Source organism: Paraburkholderia sp. EG286A (assembly GCF_040965375.1).
Classification (GTDB): Bacteria; Pseudomonadota; Gammaproteobacteria; order Burkholderiales; family Burkholderiaceae; genus Paraburkholderia.
Genome location: NZ_JBFRCB010000003.1, coordinates 1328759 through 1343626, shown reverse-complemented (window position 1 = coordinate 1343626; position 14868 = coordinate 1328759). Strand labels below are relative to the sequence as shown.

11 protein-coding genes and 1 rRNA gene are annotated in these 14868 nt (G+C 64.5%); 10 read left to right on the top strand and 2 right to left on the bottom strand.

From position 1 onward, the window contains the following. The first annotated feature begins 4 nt into the window (after positions 1-4). A 5S ribosomal RNA gene (rrf, locus tag AB4Y35_RS18890) occupies positions 5-118 on the top strand. Positions 119-243: 125 nt separating this feature from the next. Here rrf and AB4Y35_RS18885 read toward each other — a convergent pair. Then, entirely contained in the window at positions 244-1437 is a 1194-nt protein-coding gene (locus AB4Y35_RS18885; RefSeq protein ID WP_368705395.1) for a M20 aminoacylase family protein, read from the bottom strand. Positions 1438-1616: 179 nt separating this feature from the next. Here AB4Y35_RS18885 and AB4Y35_RS18880 point away from each other — a divergent pair, with 179 nt between their 5' ends. Both AB4Y35_RS18880 and AB4Y35_RS18875 read left to right on the top strand, forming a co-directional pair. Continuing rightward, positions 1617-3695, top strand: coding sequence for a molybdopterin-dependent oxidoreductase (locus tag AB4Y35_RS18880; protein WP_368705394.1), 2079 nt, complete (start codon positions 1617-1619; stop codon positions 3693-3695). A 148-nt stretch (positions 3696-3843) separates the two neighbouring features. Beyond that, a complete protein-coding gene (locus AB4Y35_RS18875) occupies positions 3844-5517 on the top strand; it encodes a long-chain fatty acid--CoA ligase (RefSeq protein ID WP_368705393.1) in 1674 nt (557 codons plus the stop codon). A 163-nt stretch (positions 5518-5680) separates the two neighbouring features. Here the strand turns inward: AB4Y35_RS18875 and AB4Y35_RS18870 are convergent, their stop codons facing one another. Next, entirely contained in the window at positions 5681-6877 is a 1197-nt protein-coding gene (locus tag AB4Y35_RS18870) for a porin (protein WP_368705392.1), read from the bottom strand. A gap of 308 nt (positions 6878-7185) precedes the next feature. Here AB4Y35_RS18870 and coq7 point away from each other — a divergent pair, with 308 nt between their 5' ends. From coq7 to murF, 7 genes are all read left to right on the top strand, one after another. Continuing rightward, positions 7186-7848 carry a 2-polyprenyl-3-methyl-6-methoxy-1,4-benzoquinone monooxygenase gene (gene coq7 / locus AB4Y35_RS18865; protein ID WP_133183005.1) on the top strand — a complete coding sequence of 221 codons (663 nt, stop codon included), beginning with the start codon at positions 7186-7188 and terminating at the stop codon, positions 7846-7848. Positions 7849-8246: 398 nt separating this feature from the next. After that, complete coding sequence (gene mraZ, locus AB4Y35_RS18860) at positions 8247-8675, top strand: division/cell wall cluster transcriptional repressor MraZ (RefSeq protein ID WP_368705391.1); 429 nt, start codon at positions 8247-8249, stop codon at positions 8673-8675. A gap of 17 nt (positions 8676-8692) precedes the next feature. After that, a complete protein-coding gene (rsmH, locus tag AB4Y35_RS18855) occupies positions 8693-9646 on the top strand; it encodes a 16S rRNA (cytosine(1402)-N(4))-methyltransferase RsmH (RefSeq protein ID WP_368687493.1) in 954 nt (317 codons plus the stop codon). Continuing rightward, positions 9643-9999, top strand: coding sequence for a cell division protein FtsL (gene ftsL, locus AB4Y35_RS18850; RefSeq protein ID WP_368705390.1), 357 nt, complete (start codon positions 9643-9645; stop codon positions 9997-9999). The genes rsmH and ftsL overlap by 4 nt, the downstream gene beginning before the upstream one ends. Continuing rightward, positions 9996-11888 carry a peptidoglycan D,D-transpeptidase FtsI family protein gene (locus AB4Y35_RS18845; RefSeq protein WP_368705389.1) on the top strand — a complete coding sequence of 631 codons (1893 nt, stop codon included), beginning with the start codon at positions 9996-9998 and terminating at the stop codon, positions 11886-11888. Before ftsL ends, AB4Y35_RS18845 begins: the two co-directional genes overlap by 4 nt. Beyond that, entirely contained in the window at positions 11885-13435 is a 1551-nt protein-coding gene (locus AB4Y35_RS18840; RefSeq protein ID WP_368705388.1) for a UDP-N-acetylmuramoyl-L-alanyl-D-glutamate--2,6-diaminopimelate ligase, read from the top strand. The genes AB4Y35_RS18845 and AB4Y35_RS18840 overlap by 4 nt, the downstream gene beginning before the upstream one ends. After that, positions 13432-14856, top strand: coding sequence for a UDP-N-acetylmuramoyl-tripeptide--D-alanyl-D-alanine ligase (gene murF / locus AB4Y35_RS18835; RefSeq protein WP_368705387.1), 1425 nt, complete (start codon positions 13432-13434; stop codon positions 14854-14856). The genes AB4Y35_RS18840 and murF overlap by 4 nt, the downstream gene beginning before the upstream one ends. Positions 14857-14868: the final 12 nt, after the last annotated feature.

The following is a 14868-nucleotide window of genomic DNA, read 5'->3' as shown; positions in this document are numbered from 1 at the left end:
CATGCCTGATGACCATAGCGAGCTGGTCCCACCCCTTCCCATCCCGAACAGGACCGTGAAACAGCTCCACGCCGATGATAGTGCGGATTGCCCGTGTGAAAGTAGGTAATCGTCAGGCTCCTTATGCAGTACGTCCAGAACCCCGGTGGCTCCGAAAGAGCACCGGGGTTCTGGCGTTTACGCTTCAGAAGCAGCAAACAAAAGAGCCGTCCTGTGGACGGCTTTTTGCATCGGTGCCCAGAATTACTGCTGCGCCAGAAATTTCGTCGCCAGATGCACCCAAAACGACGATCCGACTGGCAGCAGTTGATCGTTGAAGTCATAGCTCGCGTTGTGCAGCATGCAAGGACCCGCGCCGTGTCCTGCATCCCGGTGACCACCTTCGCCGTTGCCGAGAAACGCGTAGCAACCGGGCTTCTCCAGCAGCATGAACGAGAAGTCTTCGGCGCCCATGGTCGGCTCGACGTTCGCATCGACGTGATCGGCGCCGACCACCTCACGCATGACCTCCGCGGCGAACTGCGCCTCCGCGCTGCTGTTCACCGTCGGCGGATAGTTGCGATGGAAGGTGATGTCGACCGAGCAGTCGTACGCTTGCGCCGTGCTCTCGGCGATCTTGCGCAGTCGCGATTCGATCAGATCCAGCGTTTCCGTCGTGAAGGTACGCACCGTTCCCGCGATCCAGGCCGTATTCGGCACCACGTTGACCGCATCGCCCGCATGAATCTGTGTGATCGAGAGTACCGCCGTATCGAGCGGCTTCTTGTTGCGCGTGATGATGCTCTGCAACCCGTTCGCGATCTGCACCGCCGTGAAGACCGGATCGCGGCCATTGTGCGGCAACGCGGCGTGCGAACCTACGCCTTTGATTTCAATGCGGAATTCGTTGCTCGAGGCCATAATCGGCCCTTCGGTCACGCCGAAGTAGCCAGCCGGCATGCCCGGCCAGTTGTGAATGCCGAAAACGGCGTCCACCGGAAACTGTTTGAAGAGGCCATCTTCGATCATGGCTTTCGCGCCGGCGCCGCCTTCTTCGGCGGGCTGGAAAATGAAGACGATCGTGCCGTCGAACTGTCCGTGTCGTGCGAGATATTGGGCCGCGCCAAGCAGCATCGCCGTATGGCCGTCGTGGCCGCACGCGTGCATCTTGCCTTCGTTGCGCGAGCGATGGTCGAACGTGTTGAGTTCCTGGATCGGCAACGCATCCATATCGGCGCGCAAGCCGACCATCCGCTTGCCGGTGCCGCGTTTGAGCACGCCGACGACGCCGGTCTGGCCCATGCCGCGATGCACTTCGATGCCCCATTCTGTGAGTTTTGCCGCGACAAGGTCGGAGGTCTGGGTTTCTTCGTAGCGCAGTTCGGGATGCGCGTGGATCGTTCGTCGGAGGCCCTGAATTTCGCCTTGGGCGGCCTGGATTTCCGGAATCAGTTTCATGGCGGACGGTGCTCAAAAAGTGGGCGCCCGGCTTTCGTCTCCAAAATAAGCCGGGTCTAGACGGACCATTCTACGCCGAACCTTTTTTTTCGCGCCAACCCACAGGGTGCGTACAGGGCGCGCACCCCGAACATAATAAAATCGCTCTTACGACAAAACGCCTGACCCACGGATTTCCGATGAACGCCCCAGCCGAATTTGCCCGTGCAGTTTGCCCGCACGATTGTCCCGATACTTGCGCGATGCGCGTGACCGTCGAAAACGGCCGGGCAATCAAGGTGAGCGGCGATCCCGATCACCCGCCGACGCAAGGCGTGCTGTGCACGAAGGTGACCCGCTATGCCGAGCGTGTCCATCATCCGAAGCGTTTGACGCAGCCGATGAAGCGCGTGGGGCGCAAGGGGGAAGGGCGTTTCGAGCCGATCAGTTGGGACGAAGCCTGTCGCCTTGCCGCCGACCGTCTCGGCGAAATCGCGCAGCGCGCGCCCGAAGCGATCCTGCCGTACAGCTATGCCGGCACGATGGGACTCGTTCAGGGCGATAGCATCGCGCAGCGCTTCTTTCACAAGCTCGGCGCATCGCGTCTCGATCGCGCAATTTGCGCGGCGGCGGGCGCCGCCGGCCTGCGTTATACGTTCGGCTCGAGCCTCGGCATGCTCACCGAGTATTTCGCGGAAAGCGAAGTGATCCTGATCTGGGGCGCCAACCCGATCGCGTCGAACCTGCACTTCTGGACCCGCGCGCAGGAAGCGAAACGCAACGGTGCGAAGCTGATCGCGATCGACCCCTATCGCTCGCTGACGGCCGAGAAGTGCCATCAGCACATTGCGCTCAAGCCCGGCACGGACGGCGCGCTCGCGCTCGGCATGATGCACGTGCTGATCACCGAGGACCTTCTCGATCACGATTACATTGCGGCCCACACGCACGGCTTCGACGCGCTGAAGGCGCGTGCGCTCACCTACACGCCCGCGCGCGTCGCCGCGATCTGCGGCATCGAGGAGCAGGTCGTCGTCGATCTCGCGCGCCTCTACGCCTCGACGCGCAAGTCGGCGATTCGCATGAACTATGGTCTGCAGCGCGTGCGCGGCGGCGGCAACGCCGTGCGCGCCATCGCCTGCCTGCCCGCGTTGACCGGCGCGTGGCGCGAGCGCGCGGGCGGCGTGCTGCTTTCCTCGTCGGGCTGGGCCCCCGTCGATGCGAACGCGCTCCAGCGTCCGGATCTGATCCCGGGCTGGCCGCAGCATCAGCCGCGCATCGTCAACATGAACCAGATTGGCGACGCGCTCACGCACGCAGGCGACGCCGCATTCGGCCCGAAGGTCGAAGCGATCGTCGTCTACAACTCGAATCCGGTTGCGGTTGCGCCCGAGTCGGCGAAGGTTGCGGCCGGCTTCGCACGCGAAGACCTCTTTACGATCGTCCTCGAGCAGTTCCAGACCGACACTGCCGATTACGCCGACCTGCTGCTGCCGGCCACGACCCAGCTCGAACATCTCGACGTCCACAAGTCCTACGGCCACACGCACGTCATGGCGAACTTGCCCGCCATCGCGCCCGTTGGCGAGGCGCGGCCGAATACCGAAATCTTCCGCTCCATCGCGTGCGCGATGGGCCTGACCGAGCCGGCGCTGTTCGAAAGCGACGAAGACGTGGCGGCCCACGCTTTCGACTGGACCGATCCCGCGCTGGGCGGCGCCGACTGGGCGGCGCTCAAGCGCGAAGGCTGGCTGAAGCTGAACATCGCCGAAGCACCGTTTGCGAACGGCGGTTTTCGCACGCCCACGGGCAAGTGCGAGTTCCATAGCGAGGCGCTTGCCAAGGCCGGGCTCGATCCGCTGCCCGACTATCTGCCGCCGCACGAATCGGCGGACGGCGCGCCCGAACTCGCCGCGCGCTTTCCGCTCGCGATGATCTCGCCGCCTGCTCGTAACTTCCTGAACAGCACCTTCGTGAACGTGGAGAGCCTGCGCGCGACCGAAGGGGAGCCGCACGTGGACCTCCATCCGGCCGACGCCGCCCGCCGCGAGATTGCCGATGGCGACGAGGTTCGCGTATTCAACGACCGCGGTTCGATGCGCGCGCGGGCGCGAGTGACCGATCGGGCACGCAGCGGTCTCGTGGTGGGCCTGTCGATCTGGTGGAAGAAGCTTGCCCCGGACGGCCGCAATGCCAACGAGGTGACGAGCCAGGCGCTCACCGATCTTGGCGGCTCGGCGACGTTCTACGATTGCCTCGTCGAGGTCGAGCGCGCCTGAAAGCGTCTCAAGCTACCGCCAGCGGCCCCGCAACGCGCGTTCGAGGGGCCTTTCTAACTCGCTGATTTGCTGACATAAAAGCTGGGTCGCCATGCTACGATCCAATTTTTTAGCACGACCATTCGAAAAATCAAGGAGGAGACGCTGCATGGAAAAAGTCTGGCTGAAATCGTACCCGCCCGGCGTTCCCGCTGAAATCGACGCAAGCCGTTACGCGTCCATCACTGCGCTGCTCGAGGAGAGCTTCAGCGAATTCCGTGCAAAGCCCGCTTTCGCCTGCATGGGCAAGACGATCACCTACGGCGAGCTGGACCAGCTCTCCCAGCGTCTGGCCGCGTGGTTCCAGTCGCGCGGCATCGCACGTGGCGCGCGTATCGCGCTCATGATGCCCAACGTGCTCCAGTATCCGGTCGCGCTCGCCGCGGTGCTGCGCGCGGGCTACGTCGTCGTGAACGTGAACCCGCTCTACACGCCGCGCGAACTCGAACACCAGTTGAAGGACAGCGGCGCCGAGGCGATCGTCGTCCTCGAAAATTTCGCCGGGACCGTGAGCGCGGTCGTCGCCAATACGCGCGTGAAGCACGTGCTGGTCGCGGCGATGGGCGACCTGCTTGGCGCGAAGGGCTTCATCGTCAACTTCGTCGTGCGAAGCGTGAAGAAGATGGTGCCCGCCTGGAACCTGCCCGGCCACGTGCGCTTCAACGACGCGCTCGCCGAAGGGGCGCGCACAGGCTTCAAGCGCGTCGAGCAGACGCCCGAGGACGTCGCCTTCCTGCAGTACACGGGCGGCACGACCGGCGTGGCCAAGGGGGCGACGCTGCTGCATCGCAACCTGATCGCCAACGTGCTGCAGTCGGCGGCATGGACCGAGCCCGCGCTTGCGAAATTGCCGTCCGGTACGCAGCCGGTGACGGTCGCGGCGCTGCCGCTGTACCACGTGTTCGCGTTGACCGTTTGCGGGCTGCTGACGCTGCGCACCGGAGGTCTCGCGATCCTGATCCCGAATCCGCGCGATATCGCCGGCATGATCAAGGAGCTGCGCGGCTACTCGATCAGTTGTTTCCCCGCGGTGAACACGCTCTACAACGCGATGCTCAACCATCCGGAATTCGGCAATCTGGACTTCTCGCACCTGCTCGTCGCGAACGGCGGCGGCATGGCGGTGCAGGAAGCCGTGGCCAAGCGCTGGTACGAGCGCACGCATACGCCGATCGTCGAAGGCTATGGCCTCTCGGAAACCTCACCTAGCGTGACCTGCAATCCGGTCACGGCGACGGAATACACCGGCACGATCGGTTTGCCGCTGCCTTCCACCGAAATTTCGATTCGCGACGACGCCGGCAACGAACTGCCGATTGGCGAAGCGGGGGAGATCTGCATCCGCGGTCCGCAGGTGATGGCGGGCTACTGGCAGCGGCCGGAAGAAACGGCGAAGGTCATGACGCCGGACGGCTACTTCAAGTCGGGCGACATCGGTCTCATCAACGCGCGCGGCTACATCAAGCTCGTCGACCGCAAGAAGGACATGATTCTGGTCTCGGGCTTCAATGTGTATCCGAACGAAGTCGAGGACGTCGTGGCCAAGCTGCCGGGCGTGTTCGAAGTGGCGGCGGTGGGCGTGCCGGACCAGAATTCGGGCGAGGCGGTGAAGCTCTATATCGTCAAGAAGGACCCGGCGCTCACGGACAAGGATGTGTTCGAGTACTGCAAGACGCAGCTCACCGGCTACAAGCGGCCGAAGATCATCGAGTTCCGCAACGATCTGCCCAAGAGCAACGTCGGCAAGATCCTGCGCCGCGAGCTACGCGACGGTCGCGCCTGAAAACGCAAGAGCGAAGCGAAAGGCCTGCGAGTCAAAAGTGAAGAGCGGCCTGCCCATCGAGGGCAGGCCGCTTTTTTGTCGTGCGCACTGCGGTGAAACAACACGAAGCATCAAAGAAAAAAGGCGCCCGGAGGCGCCTTCGAGATTACAGCGACTGTTCTTCTTAGAACTTGTGACGGATACCGACGCGAGCCGTGAACACGTTGTTCGTGCTCGACGGCGTCAGGCCGTTGATCGACGCAACAGCGGTGCCGCCCGTCGAGTCGGTTCCCGTAGCGTGCTGGTACACGCCGATCAGGTAGACGTCCGTGCGCTTCGACAGGAAGTAGTCCGTGCCCAGTGCGTACTGGAAGTACTTCGCGCCGCCGTTGCTCGTGCCATTCGCACGCGTGACGCTGCTGCCGTCCGTATAGTCGAACGCAAAGCCTGCCAGCAGGGCCGGCGTGAACTGGTACTTGACGTTCGCTTCGACGTTGTTGAAGTTGGCGTTCGTGCCGCGTTCGAACAGCGAGGTCGACGTCGAGCCGAGGTTGCGGAAGCTGACGTTCGAGTACGTCAGGCCGAGCGTTGCTGCGCCGAACGTATATGCGCCGCCTGCGCCGATGACCTGGTACGTGTTAGCCGATGCGAAGCCGCCGTACACCGGGTTGAACGAAGTGCCCGTAACACCCTTTACACCCGTCTGCGGCGATGCGGTGCCGCCGTTGTTGAACAGGCCGCCGGTCGCGTTCGGCGTGCGTGCGTTCAGGTAGCCAACGCCGAGGACGAGGGGACCGTTGTTGTAGCCAGCGCCCAACGACCAGATCTGGTTCGCCGAGAAGTCGCCTGCCTGGCCACCGAAGCTGTACGTGCCGCCGAAGGTCAGGCCAGCGTAGTTGGCGCTGGTGAACTTGACCGTGTTGTTCGTACGGTAGGCGTTGTTGAAGTTGTCCAGATCCTGCGGGTGAGCAGCGATGTAGCCACCCCACTGGTCGCCTGCTTCGAGCGGGCCGACGTAGTCGACGACGGAGTCGTACTGGCGACCCAGCGTGACCGTGCCGAACTGCGAGCTCGAGAGACCAACGTAAGCCTGACGACCGAACATCAGGCCGCCCTGGCCGAGCTTGCCGGTGTTCACGTCAAAGCCGTTTTCCAACACGAAGACTGCCTTCAGGCCGCCGCCGAGGTCTTCAGCGCCGCGCAGGCCGAAACGGCTGCCTTGCATCACGCCGCTCGACAGGTTGTACAGGTGCTTGCCACCCGAATTCGTGTTGATGTTGAAACCTTCGTCGATGATGCCGTACAGCGTGACGCTGCTCTGAGCGTGAGCAACGCCCGCGAACGCGCCCAGCGCAGCCAGCGCGAGAAGCGACTTCTTCATTGAATGATCTCCAGTGTTTGCGAATCTTTTGCGTCTTTTAACGGGACCAGTTTTTTATCTTGCGTAGGGTCCTGTCCTTCTAACTTCGCGAGAAGTTGCACGTAATGTAACAAAAGGGTTAATAGTCACAAAGGAAAAGCCTGGGCCTCGCTAAGTACCTGTTTCGTTTACACAACATGGTCTAGAATATGCGGCTATCTATCGGCGCTGCCCCGGATTGACGGATGTCCGTGAGTTTGTGTAGTGGTGAAAGGGCAGTCCGGGCGAGCGACCAATCCGGCTCGCCAACGAAATGAAAGGGAGGCTGGATGACGCTAGATGACTTGATTACCGAATTCGACCGGGGCCTGCGCTCTCTCACCGGCGTGTCGCGCATGACGCGTCCGATGCCGCAGCCTTCCCCCGTTACCATCGAAGTGACGCCCGAGGGCGATGCCGTACCCGCCGGCAGCGAACTCACGCCTGCCGAGCGCACGCACGCCGCCGGCCTCATGCGCGTCAATCACGTCGGCGAAGTGTGCGCACAGGCGCTGTATCAGGCGCAGAAAATCTCGGCGCGCTCGCCCTCGCTCAGGGCGGCCTTCGAGCAGGCCGCGCGCGAAGAAGAGGATCACCTTGCTTGGACCTCGCGCCGGCTGCAGGCGCTCGACTCGCGTCCGAGCCTGCTCAATCCGCTGTGGTACGCGGGCGCGCTCGCGATCGGCTTCGCCGCCGGCCGCCTCGGCGACAAGGTGAGCCTCGGCTTCATGGCCGAAACCGAGCGTCAGGTCGAGCATCATCTCGACAGCCACCTCGACAGCCTGCCGCCCGCCGATCTCGAGTCGCGCGCGGTCGTCGAGCAAATGCGCGCCGACGAAATCTCGCACGCCAAATCGGCCACCGATCTGGGCGGCGTCGAATTGCCTTTGCCGGTGCGTTCGCTAATGCGTGTAGCATCGAAAGTCATGACGCGAACCGCCTACTACATCTGATTAATGGCATGGGCCGGCAATCGCTGTCGGCCCAAACCCGGATTAATCTTTCAGAGCTTTCAGCCCCCGGTTTTAATCCCCGCAAGCCCCCCGCTCGATCCCGCCGTAGGCCGTTTATCGCCGCGCTTTTCACGTATCACCTTCAGAACCTGCGTTAGCTCATTCATTCATAACGGTTTTTGGCTTTTGTCCCGACTTCAACAAGTGCCGCTAAGTCCTTGTTCTAGCGGATAAATTTCGTCAAAAAACGTCCGGTCTCCCTTGACCCTCGTTGGGCGTTCCTCTAAAGTGGGAGACAGTGTGAGAAAGTGTATTTTTGTGTGATTTCAGGCGCGTATTCAGGTAGATTTTCCGGGATTTAGGCGGGCGGCGAAAAGCGCCGCATTAGGGGGAGCAAATTGTTCCAGGGGGCGTCGGCGCTAACACTCGATGCGAAAGGACGGATGTCGATTCCGTCGCGCTATCGGGAAGCGCTGCAACAACAGGCAGAAGGACAGGTGACGATCACCAAGCACCCGGACGGCTGCCTGTTGCTATTTCCGCGCCCCGAATGGGAAGTGTTCCGCTCGAAGGTCGCCGCCTTGCCGATGGACGCGCACTGGTGGCGCCGTATTTTTCTGGGCAATGCGTCCGACGTCGATGTCGACAGTGCGGGCCGCGTGCTCGTCTCACCTGAATTGCGTCTGGCGGCAGGAATGGAAAAGGAAGTCATGCTGCTCGGCATGGGTAGTCATTTTGAGTTGTGGGATGCGCAGACCTACGCCGCCAAGGAACAGGCGGCGATGGCGCAGGGCATGCCCGACGCCTTGAAAAATTTCACGTTCTGATCGCGGTTCAAAAAGCTATGGCATCTGCGATGGGACAGGGACTGCAGCATCGCACGGTGCTGCTAGACGAAGCGGTGAACGCGCTGGTCACGCGCGCGGACGGCGTCTATGTGGACGGCACGTTCGGTCGCGGCGGGCACAGTCGCGCGATCCTCGGGCGTCTCGGCGAGGCCGGGCGTCTGATCGCGTTCGACAAGGACCCGCTGGCGATCGCGACGGCGCAAACCGTGAACGACGCGCGGTTTTCGATCGTGCATGAGAGTTTTGCTTCGCTGCGCGACGAGCTCGCGTCGCGCGGGGTGGGGCGTGTGTCGGGAATATTGCTGGACCTTGGCGTGTCGTCGCCGCAGTTCGACGATCCGCAGCGCGGTTTCAGTTTCCGCGCGGATGGCCCGCTCGACATGCGGATGGACCCGACGCGCGGCGAGTCCGCCGCTGACTGGCTCGCTCGGGCCACGTTGCAGGAACTGACGGAGGTAATTCGGGATTATGGGGAAGAACGGTTTGCTTTTCAGATTGCAAAGGCGCTTGTTGCTCGCCGGGCAGAGTCCGACCGTCTCGGGCCTCTCGACAGCACGGGCGAGCTTGCCCAAATCGTGGCTAACGTCGTCAAAACCCGTGAGAAGGGTAAGGACCCGGCAACCCGCACCTTTCAAGCTATACGGATTCACGTCAATCAAGAGCTTGCGGAGCTGCAGGTCGTTCTAGAAGCAGCACTGTCGTTGCTGGAACAGGGGGGGCGGCTGGTGGTCATCAGCTTTCATTCGCTCGAAGACCGGATCGTCAAGCGGTTCATGCAGGCGCACGCGAACGCGCCGGCGGTGGACCGCCGCCTGCCGATCCGCGCCGTCGACCTGCCGAGCCCGCCGCTCAAGCTGCTCGGCCGCGTGTTCGCGAGCGACGAGGAAGTCGCCGCGAATCCGCGCGCCCGCTCGGCCGTGATGCGCACCGCGGAGCGCGTCACGCCATGAATCGTCTGAACATCTTCCTGCTGATCGTCGTCATGGGGTGCGCGCTTTCCGTCGTGAACGCCACCAATCAGCAGCGCCAGATCTTCATCCAGTTGCAACGCGCGCAGTCGCAGGAGCATCAGCTCCAGCAGGACTACGCACAGCTTCAATATCAGCAGAGCGCGCTGTCGAGAACGTCGCGCATCGAACAGATCGCCACCGACTCGCTCAAGATGCAGCCCGTCACGACCGGACGCACGCAATATCTGACGCTCGCGCCCGGCAGCGCCACCGCCGTCGACGCACCCGTGCCGACCTCGGCGCCCCCGCAGGGCGCCGCGCCCGCGCCTGCCCGCCGCGGAGGCACGCGATGAAAAAGGACAATCGCCGCAAGAGCGTCGCCTTCAGCGCCAACCCCATTCTCTCCGTGCGCCTGCCGATGTGGCGCTCGAAGCTCGTCGTGTTCCTGCTCTTCATGGCGTTCGTCGCGCTTGCCGCGCGCGCGTTCTGGATTCAGGGCCCGGGCAACGCGTTCTATCAGAAGCAGGGCGAAAGCCGCTACCAGCGCACGATCGAGCTGCCGGCCACGCGCGGCAAGATTCTCGACCGCAACGGCCTCGTGCTCGCCACGAGCCTGCCCGTGCGCGCGATCTGGGCGATTCCCGAAGCCGTGCCCGACGATCTCGGCGCCGACAAGCTCAACCAGCTCGGCGCGCTGCTCGGCATGAACACGAAAGAGCTGCGCGCGAAGCTCTCCGAAGACAAGACCTTCGTCTACGTGAAGCGCCAGGTGCCGCTCGACGTCGCGCAGAAAGTGACGGCGCTCGACATTCCGGGCATTTACCAGCGCAACGAATACAAGCGCTTCTATCCGGAAGGCGACGTCACTGCGCACTTGATCGGCTTCACCAACGTCGAGGACGAGGGCCAGGAAGGCGTCGAGCTGTCGGACCAGAAAGTGCTCGCGGGCGTGCCGGGCATTCGCCACGTCATCAAGGACCGCATGGGCCACATCGTCGAGGACGTCGACGAAACGGTCGTGCCCCACGATGGCAAGGACGTCGAACTGTCGATCGACAGCAAGATTCAGTACATCGCCTATTCGAACCTGAAAGCCGCCGTCGAGAAGTTCAAGGCCAAGGCCGGCGCCGCGATGGTGGTGGACGTGCGCACCGGCGAAGTGCTCGCGCTCGTGAACTATCCGACCTACAACCCGAACGACCGCTCGCACCTCACGGGCGAGCAGCTGCGCAACCGCATTCTCACCGACGTGTTCGAGCCGGGCTCGATCATGAAGCCCTTCACGGTGTCGCTTGCGCTGGATCTGCACCGCGTCTCGCCGAGTACACTGGTGGATACGGGCGCGGGCCACTTCACCCTCGACGGCGCGACCATCACCGACGACGCCGGTTTTGGCGTGCTGACGGTGGGCGGCGTGATCCAGAAGTCGAGCAACATCGGTGCGACCAAGATCGCGATGACGCTGCGCCCCGAAGAAATGTGGGACATGTACACCAGCATCGGTCTCGGTCAGGCGCCGAAGGTCGGGTTCCCCGGCGCGGCGGCGGGCCGTTTGCGTCCGTGGAAAAGCTGGCGCCGCATCGAGCAGGCGACGATGTCCTACGGCTACGGCCTCTCCGTTTCGCTGTTCCAGCTTGCTCGCGCGTACACGGCGATCGCGCACGACGGCCAGATTCTGCCGGTCACGATCTTCCGCCACCCCGGCGACACGCAGCCGGTGCAGGGCACCCAGGTGTTCGCGCCGACCACGGCGCGTGAAGTGCGCACGATGCTGGAGAGCGTGGTGTCGAAGGACGGCACCTCGCCCGACGCCGCCGTGCCCGGCTACCGCGTGGGCGGCAAGTCCGGTACGGCGTACAAGCACGGCCCGCACGGCTACGATCATTCGAAATATCGCGCGTCGTTCGTCGGCATGGCGCCGATGCCGAATCCGCGCATCGTCGTGGCCGTCACGGTCGACGAACCGACGGCCGGCAGCCACTTCGGCGGCGCGGTGTCGGGTCCGGTGTTCTCGGGCATCGTCGGCGATACGCTGCGCTCGCTCAACGTGCCGCCGGACATGCCGGTGAAGCAGCTCGTCGTCGAGGACAACAGCGCCGCCGCCTCGGCCCCGGCCGTCGCGAACGCGCCCGCTACGCCGGTGAAGCGCGTGGCGAACACGACTACCGCGAAAAGCGCCGCCGCCGCGCATCACATGACCATCGCGGACAACGCGAAAAATCGACCCGGAGTCGTCCGATGAGCGCCACGCGCAACCAGCATCCCGCGCACCGGCAGATCGCGGACGCGCTCGCATGGCTGCGAACGCACGTCGCGTCCGCAGCCGGCCTGCACGCCGACACGCGCTCGCTCCAGCCGGGCGACGTGTTTCTCGCCTACGCCGTCGAGGGCGCGGACAACCGCTCGCACATCGCCAATGCGATCGAGCGTGGCGCCGCAGCCGTGCTGTATCAGCCGGAAGGCTATGCGGTCGAACAGCCCGACGCGTCGATTGCGCTCGCAGTGCCGCAGCTCGACGTGCTCGCGGGCGAAATCGCCAGCGGCTGGTATGGCGACCCGAGCGATGCCATGCTCGTGGTCGGCGTGACGGGCACGAACGGCAAGACGTCGTGCAGCCAGTGGATCGCCTCGGCGTTCACGGCCATCGGCCAGAAGTGCGCGATCGTCGGCACGCTGGGCACGGGCTTTCCGGGCCAGCTCGTGCATACGGGTTTCACTACGCCCGACGCGCCGCAGCTGCAGCGCAGCCTCGCGCAATTGCGCGGTGCCGGCGCACAGGCGATTGCGATGGAAGTCTCCTCGCACGCGCTGCATCAGGGCCGCGTGAACGGCACCTCGTTCGACATCGGCGTCTTCACGAATCTCACGCAAGACCATCTCGACTATCACCACACGTTCGAGGCCTACGAGGCCGCCAAGGCGCGTCTGTTTGCATGGCCGGGCCTGCGCGCCGCGATCATCAACGCCGACGACGCAGCGGGGCGCCGCCTGATCGCCGCGACGCGCGGCAAGGCTCGCACGATTGCGTACAGCGTGGCGACGCCCGCCGCCGACGCACCCGTTGCCGACGCGTGGCTGCGCGCGAACGACGTGCGCGCCACTGCCACCGGCACGGCATTCCATCTGGAAACGTCGGACTGGGGCGAGGCGCAAGTCGAGGCGCATGTGCTCGGCCTCTTCAACGTGAGCAATCTGCTCGGCGTGCTCGGCGCGCTGCTTGCGGCGAACGTGCCGCTCGTCGCGGCGCTCAACGAGATCTCGAAGCTGCAGCCGGTGAACGGGCGCATGGAGCGGCTTGGCGGCCGCGCCGATCACGACGAGCCGCTCGTCGTGATCGATTACGCGCATACGCCGGACGCGCTCGAAAAAACGCTCGAAGCGCTGCGCCCGATGGCGGCCGCACGCGGCGGCCAGCTCGTCTGCATGTTCGGCTGCGGCGGCGATCGCGACGCGACCAAGCGCCCGCTCATGGGCGCGATCGCGGAACGCCTCGCCGACCAGGTCGTCGTGACGAGCGATAACCCGCGCAGCGAGACGCCCGCCGCGATCATCGAGCAGATCGCGCAAGGCATGCGCGACGCCGCGAAGGCGCGCCGCATCGAGGACCGCGCGAGCGCAATCCTGCAGGCGGTGCGCGGCGCGGCGCGCGAAGACGTCGTCGTGCTGGCCGGCAAGGGCCACGAGGCGACCCAGGAAATCATGGGCAAGAAGCGCGCGTTCTCCGATCAGGACCACGCGCGGCTTGCACTCGCCGCCCGTGCCACGCACGGGCGCGGAGGTGGTGAATGACGATGCTTTCCCTGCGGGAAGCCGCGGCGCTGATTCCCGGCGCGAGCGTACTCGGCGACGAGAACGCCACGTTCGAGCGCATTTCGACCGACAGCCGCACCACGGGCCCCGGCGATCTGTTCGTCGCGCTCAAGGGCGACCGCTTCGACGCGCACGACTTTCTCGGCGAGGTCGCGAACCGCCACGTGAGCGCGGCGCTCGTTTCGCGCAGCCCCGGCGACTGGCGCATTCCCGCGCTGCGTGTGGACGACACGCGCAAGGCGCTCGGCGCGCTCGCACTCGGCTGGCGCCGCCGCTTCTCGATGCCGCTCGTCGCCGTGACGGGCAGCAACGGCAAAACGACGGTCAAGGAAATGATCGCGTCGATCTTCGCGGCGGCCGTGGGTGAAAATTTGCGCCTCGCGACCACTGGAAACCTCAATAACGACATCGGCGTGCCGTTAACGTTGCTGCGTTTGAACGGCGCTCATCAGCTGGCGGTGGTCGAACTCGGCATGAATCACCCGGACGAGACCGAGTTGCTGGCGAAATTCGCCGAGCCGACGGTCGCGGTGGTGAACAACGCGCAGCGTGAGCATCAGGAATTCATGGCGACGGTGGAAGCCGTCGCGCTCGAGCATGCGAGCGTGATTCACGCGCTCAAGCCCACGGGCGTCGCGGTGTTTCCCGCCGACGACGCCTACGCGAGCATCTGGCGCGTGGCGGCGACGGGTTCGCGCATTCTCGACTTCGCGCTGCATACGGAGACGCGTGCGGTCGAAGCGGCAGTCACCGGCAAGCTCGTCGACAAGCTGGGGGGCAACCGGCTCGCGATCGCGACGCCGGAAGGCCATCTCGAAGTGGAGTTGAAGGTGCTGGGCGCCCACAACGCGCACAACGCGCTCGCGGCCACGGCGGCGGCGATTGCGGCGGGCGTGTCGCTCGATGCGATCGGCCGCGGGCTCGAGGCGTTCGAGCCGGTCAAGGGCCGCTTGCAGGTGAAGCGCGCGGCGCTCGGCGAGCTGACGGGCGCGACGGTGATCGACGACACCTACAACGCGAATCCCGATTCGGTGCGCGCAGCGATCGACGTGCTGGCTTCGCGCACGTCGCCGCGCGTGCTAGTGCTCGGAGACATGGGCGAAGTCGGCGACGACGGTCCCGCGTTTCACCGCGAGGTGGGCGCCTACGCGAAGGAACGCGGCATCGACGCGCTCTACACGCTCGGCGACGCAGCGCGTGACAGCGCGGCGGCGTTCGGCGCGCAGGCGCTGCATGCCGCCGACGTGGGCGAACTCGTACGCGCGCTGGCTGGTGCCGGTTACGGCGCCGGCGCAACGATTCTCGTGAAAGGCTCGCGCTTCATGCAGATGGAGCGCGTAGTAGCGGCACTCACGAATCCGCAAAACCCTGCGCCGGACGCGAAGTCCGGTGCGCACTGAAATTCGAAGGAA

Bases quoted from the DNA above. Each gene is read 5' to 3' on its own strand.
- AB4Y35_RS18840 (WP_368705388.1), top strand. From the start codon at position 11,885: ATGAGCGCCACGCGCAACCAGCATCCCGCGCACCGGCAGATCGCGGAC.
- AB4Y35_RS18870 (WP_368705392.1), bottom strand. From the start codon at position 6,877: ATGAAGAAGTCGCTTCTCGCGCTGGCTGCGCTGGGCGCGTTCGCGGGC.
- coq7 (WP_133183005.1), top strand. From the start codon at position 7,186: ATGACGCTAGATGACTTGATTACCGAATTCGACCGGGGCCTGCGCTCT.
- AB4Y35_RS18885 (WP_368705395.1), bottom strand. From the start codon at position 1,437: ATGAAACTGATTCCGGAAATCCAGGCCGCCCAAGGCGAAATTCAGGGC.
- AB4Y35_RS18845 (WP_368705389.1), top strand. From the start codon at position 9,996: ATGAAAAAGGACAATCGCCGCAAGAGCGTCGCCTTCAGCGCCAACCCC.
- murF (WP_368705387.1), top strand. From the start codon at position 13,432: ATGACGATGCTTTCCCTGCGGGAAGCCGCGGCGCTGATTCCCGGCGCG.
- AB4Y35_RS18875 (WP_368705393.1), top strand. From the start codon at position 3,844: ATGGAAAAAGTCTGGCTGAAATCGTACCCGCCCGGCGTTCCCGCTGAA.
- AB4Y35_RS18880 (WP_368705394.1), top strand. From the start codon at position 1,617: ATGAACGCCCCAGCCGAATTTGCCCGTGCAGTTTGCCCGCACGATTGT.
- ftsL (WP_368705390.1), top strand. From the start codon at position 9,643: ATGAATCGTCTGAACATCTTCCTGCTGATCGTCGTCATGGGGTGCGCG.
- rsmH (WP_368687493.1), top strand. From the start codon at position 8,693: ATGGCATCTGCGATGGGACAGGGACTGCAGCATCGCACGGTGCTGCTA.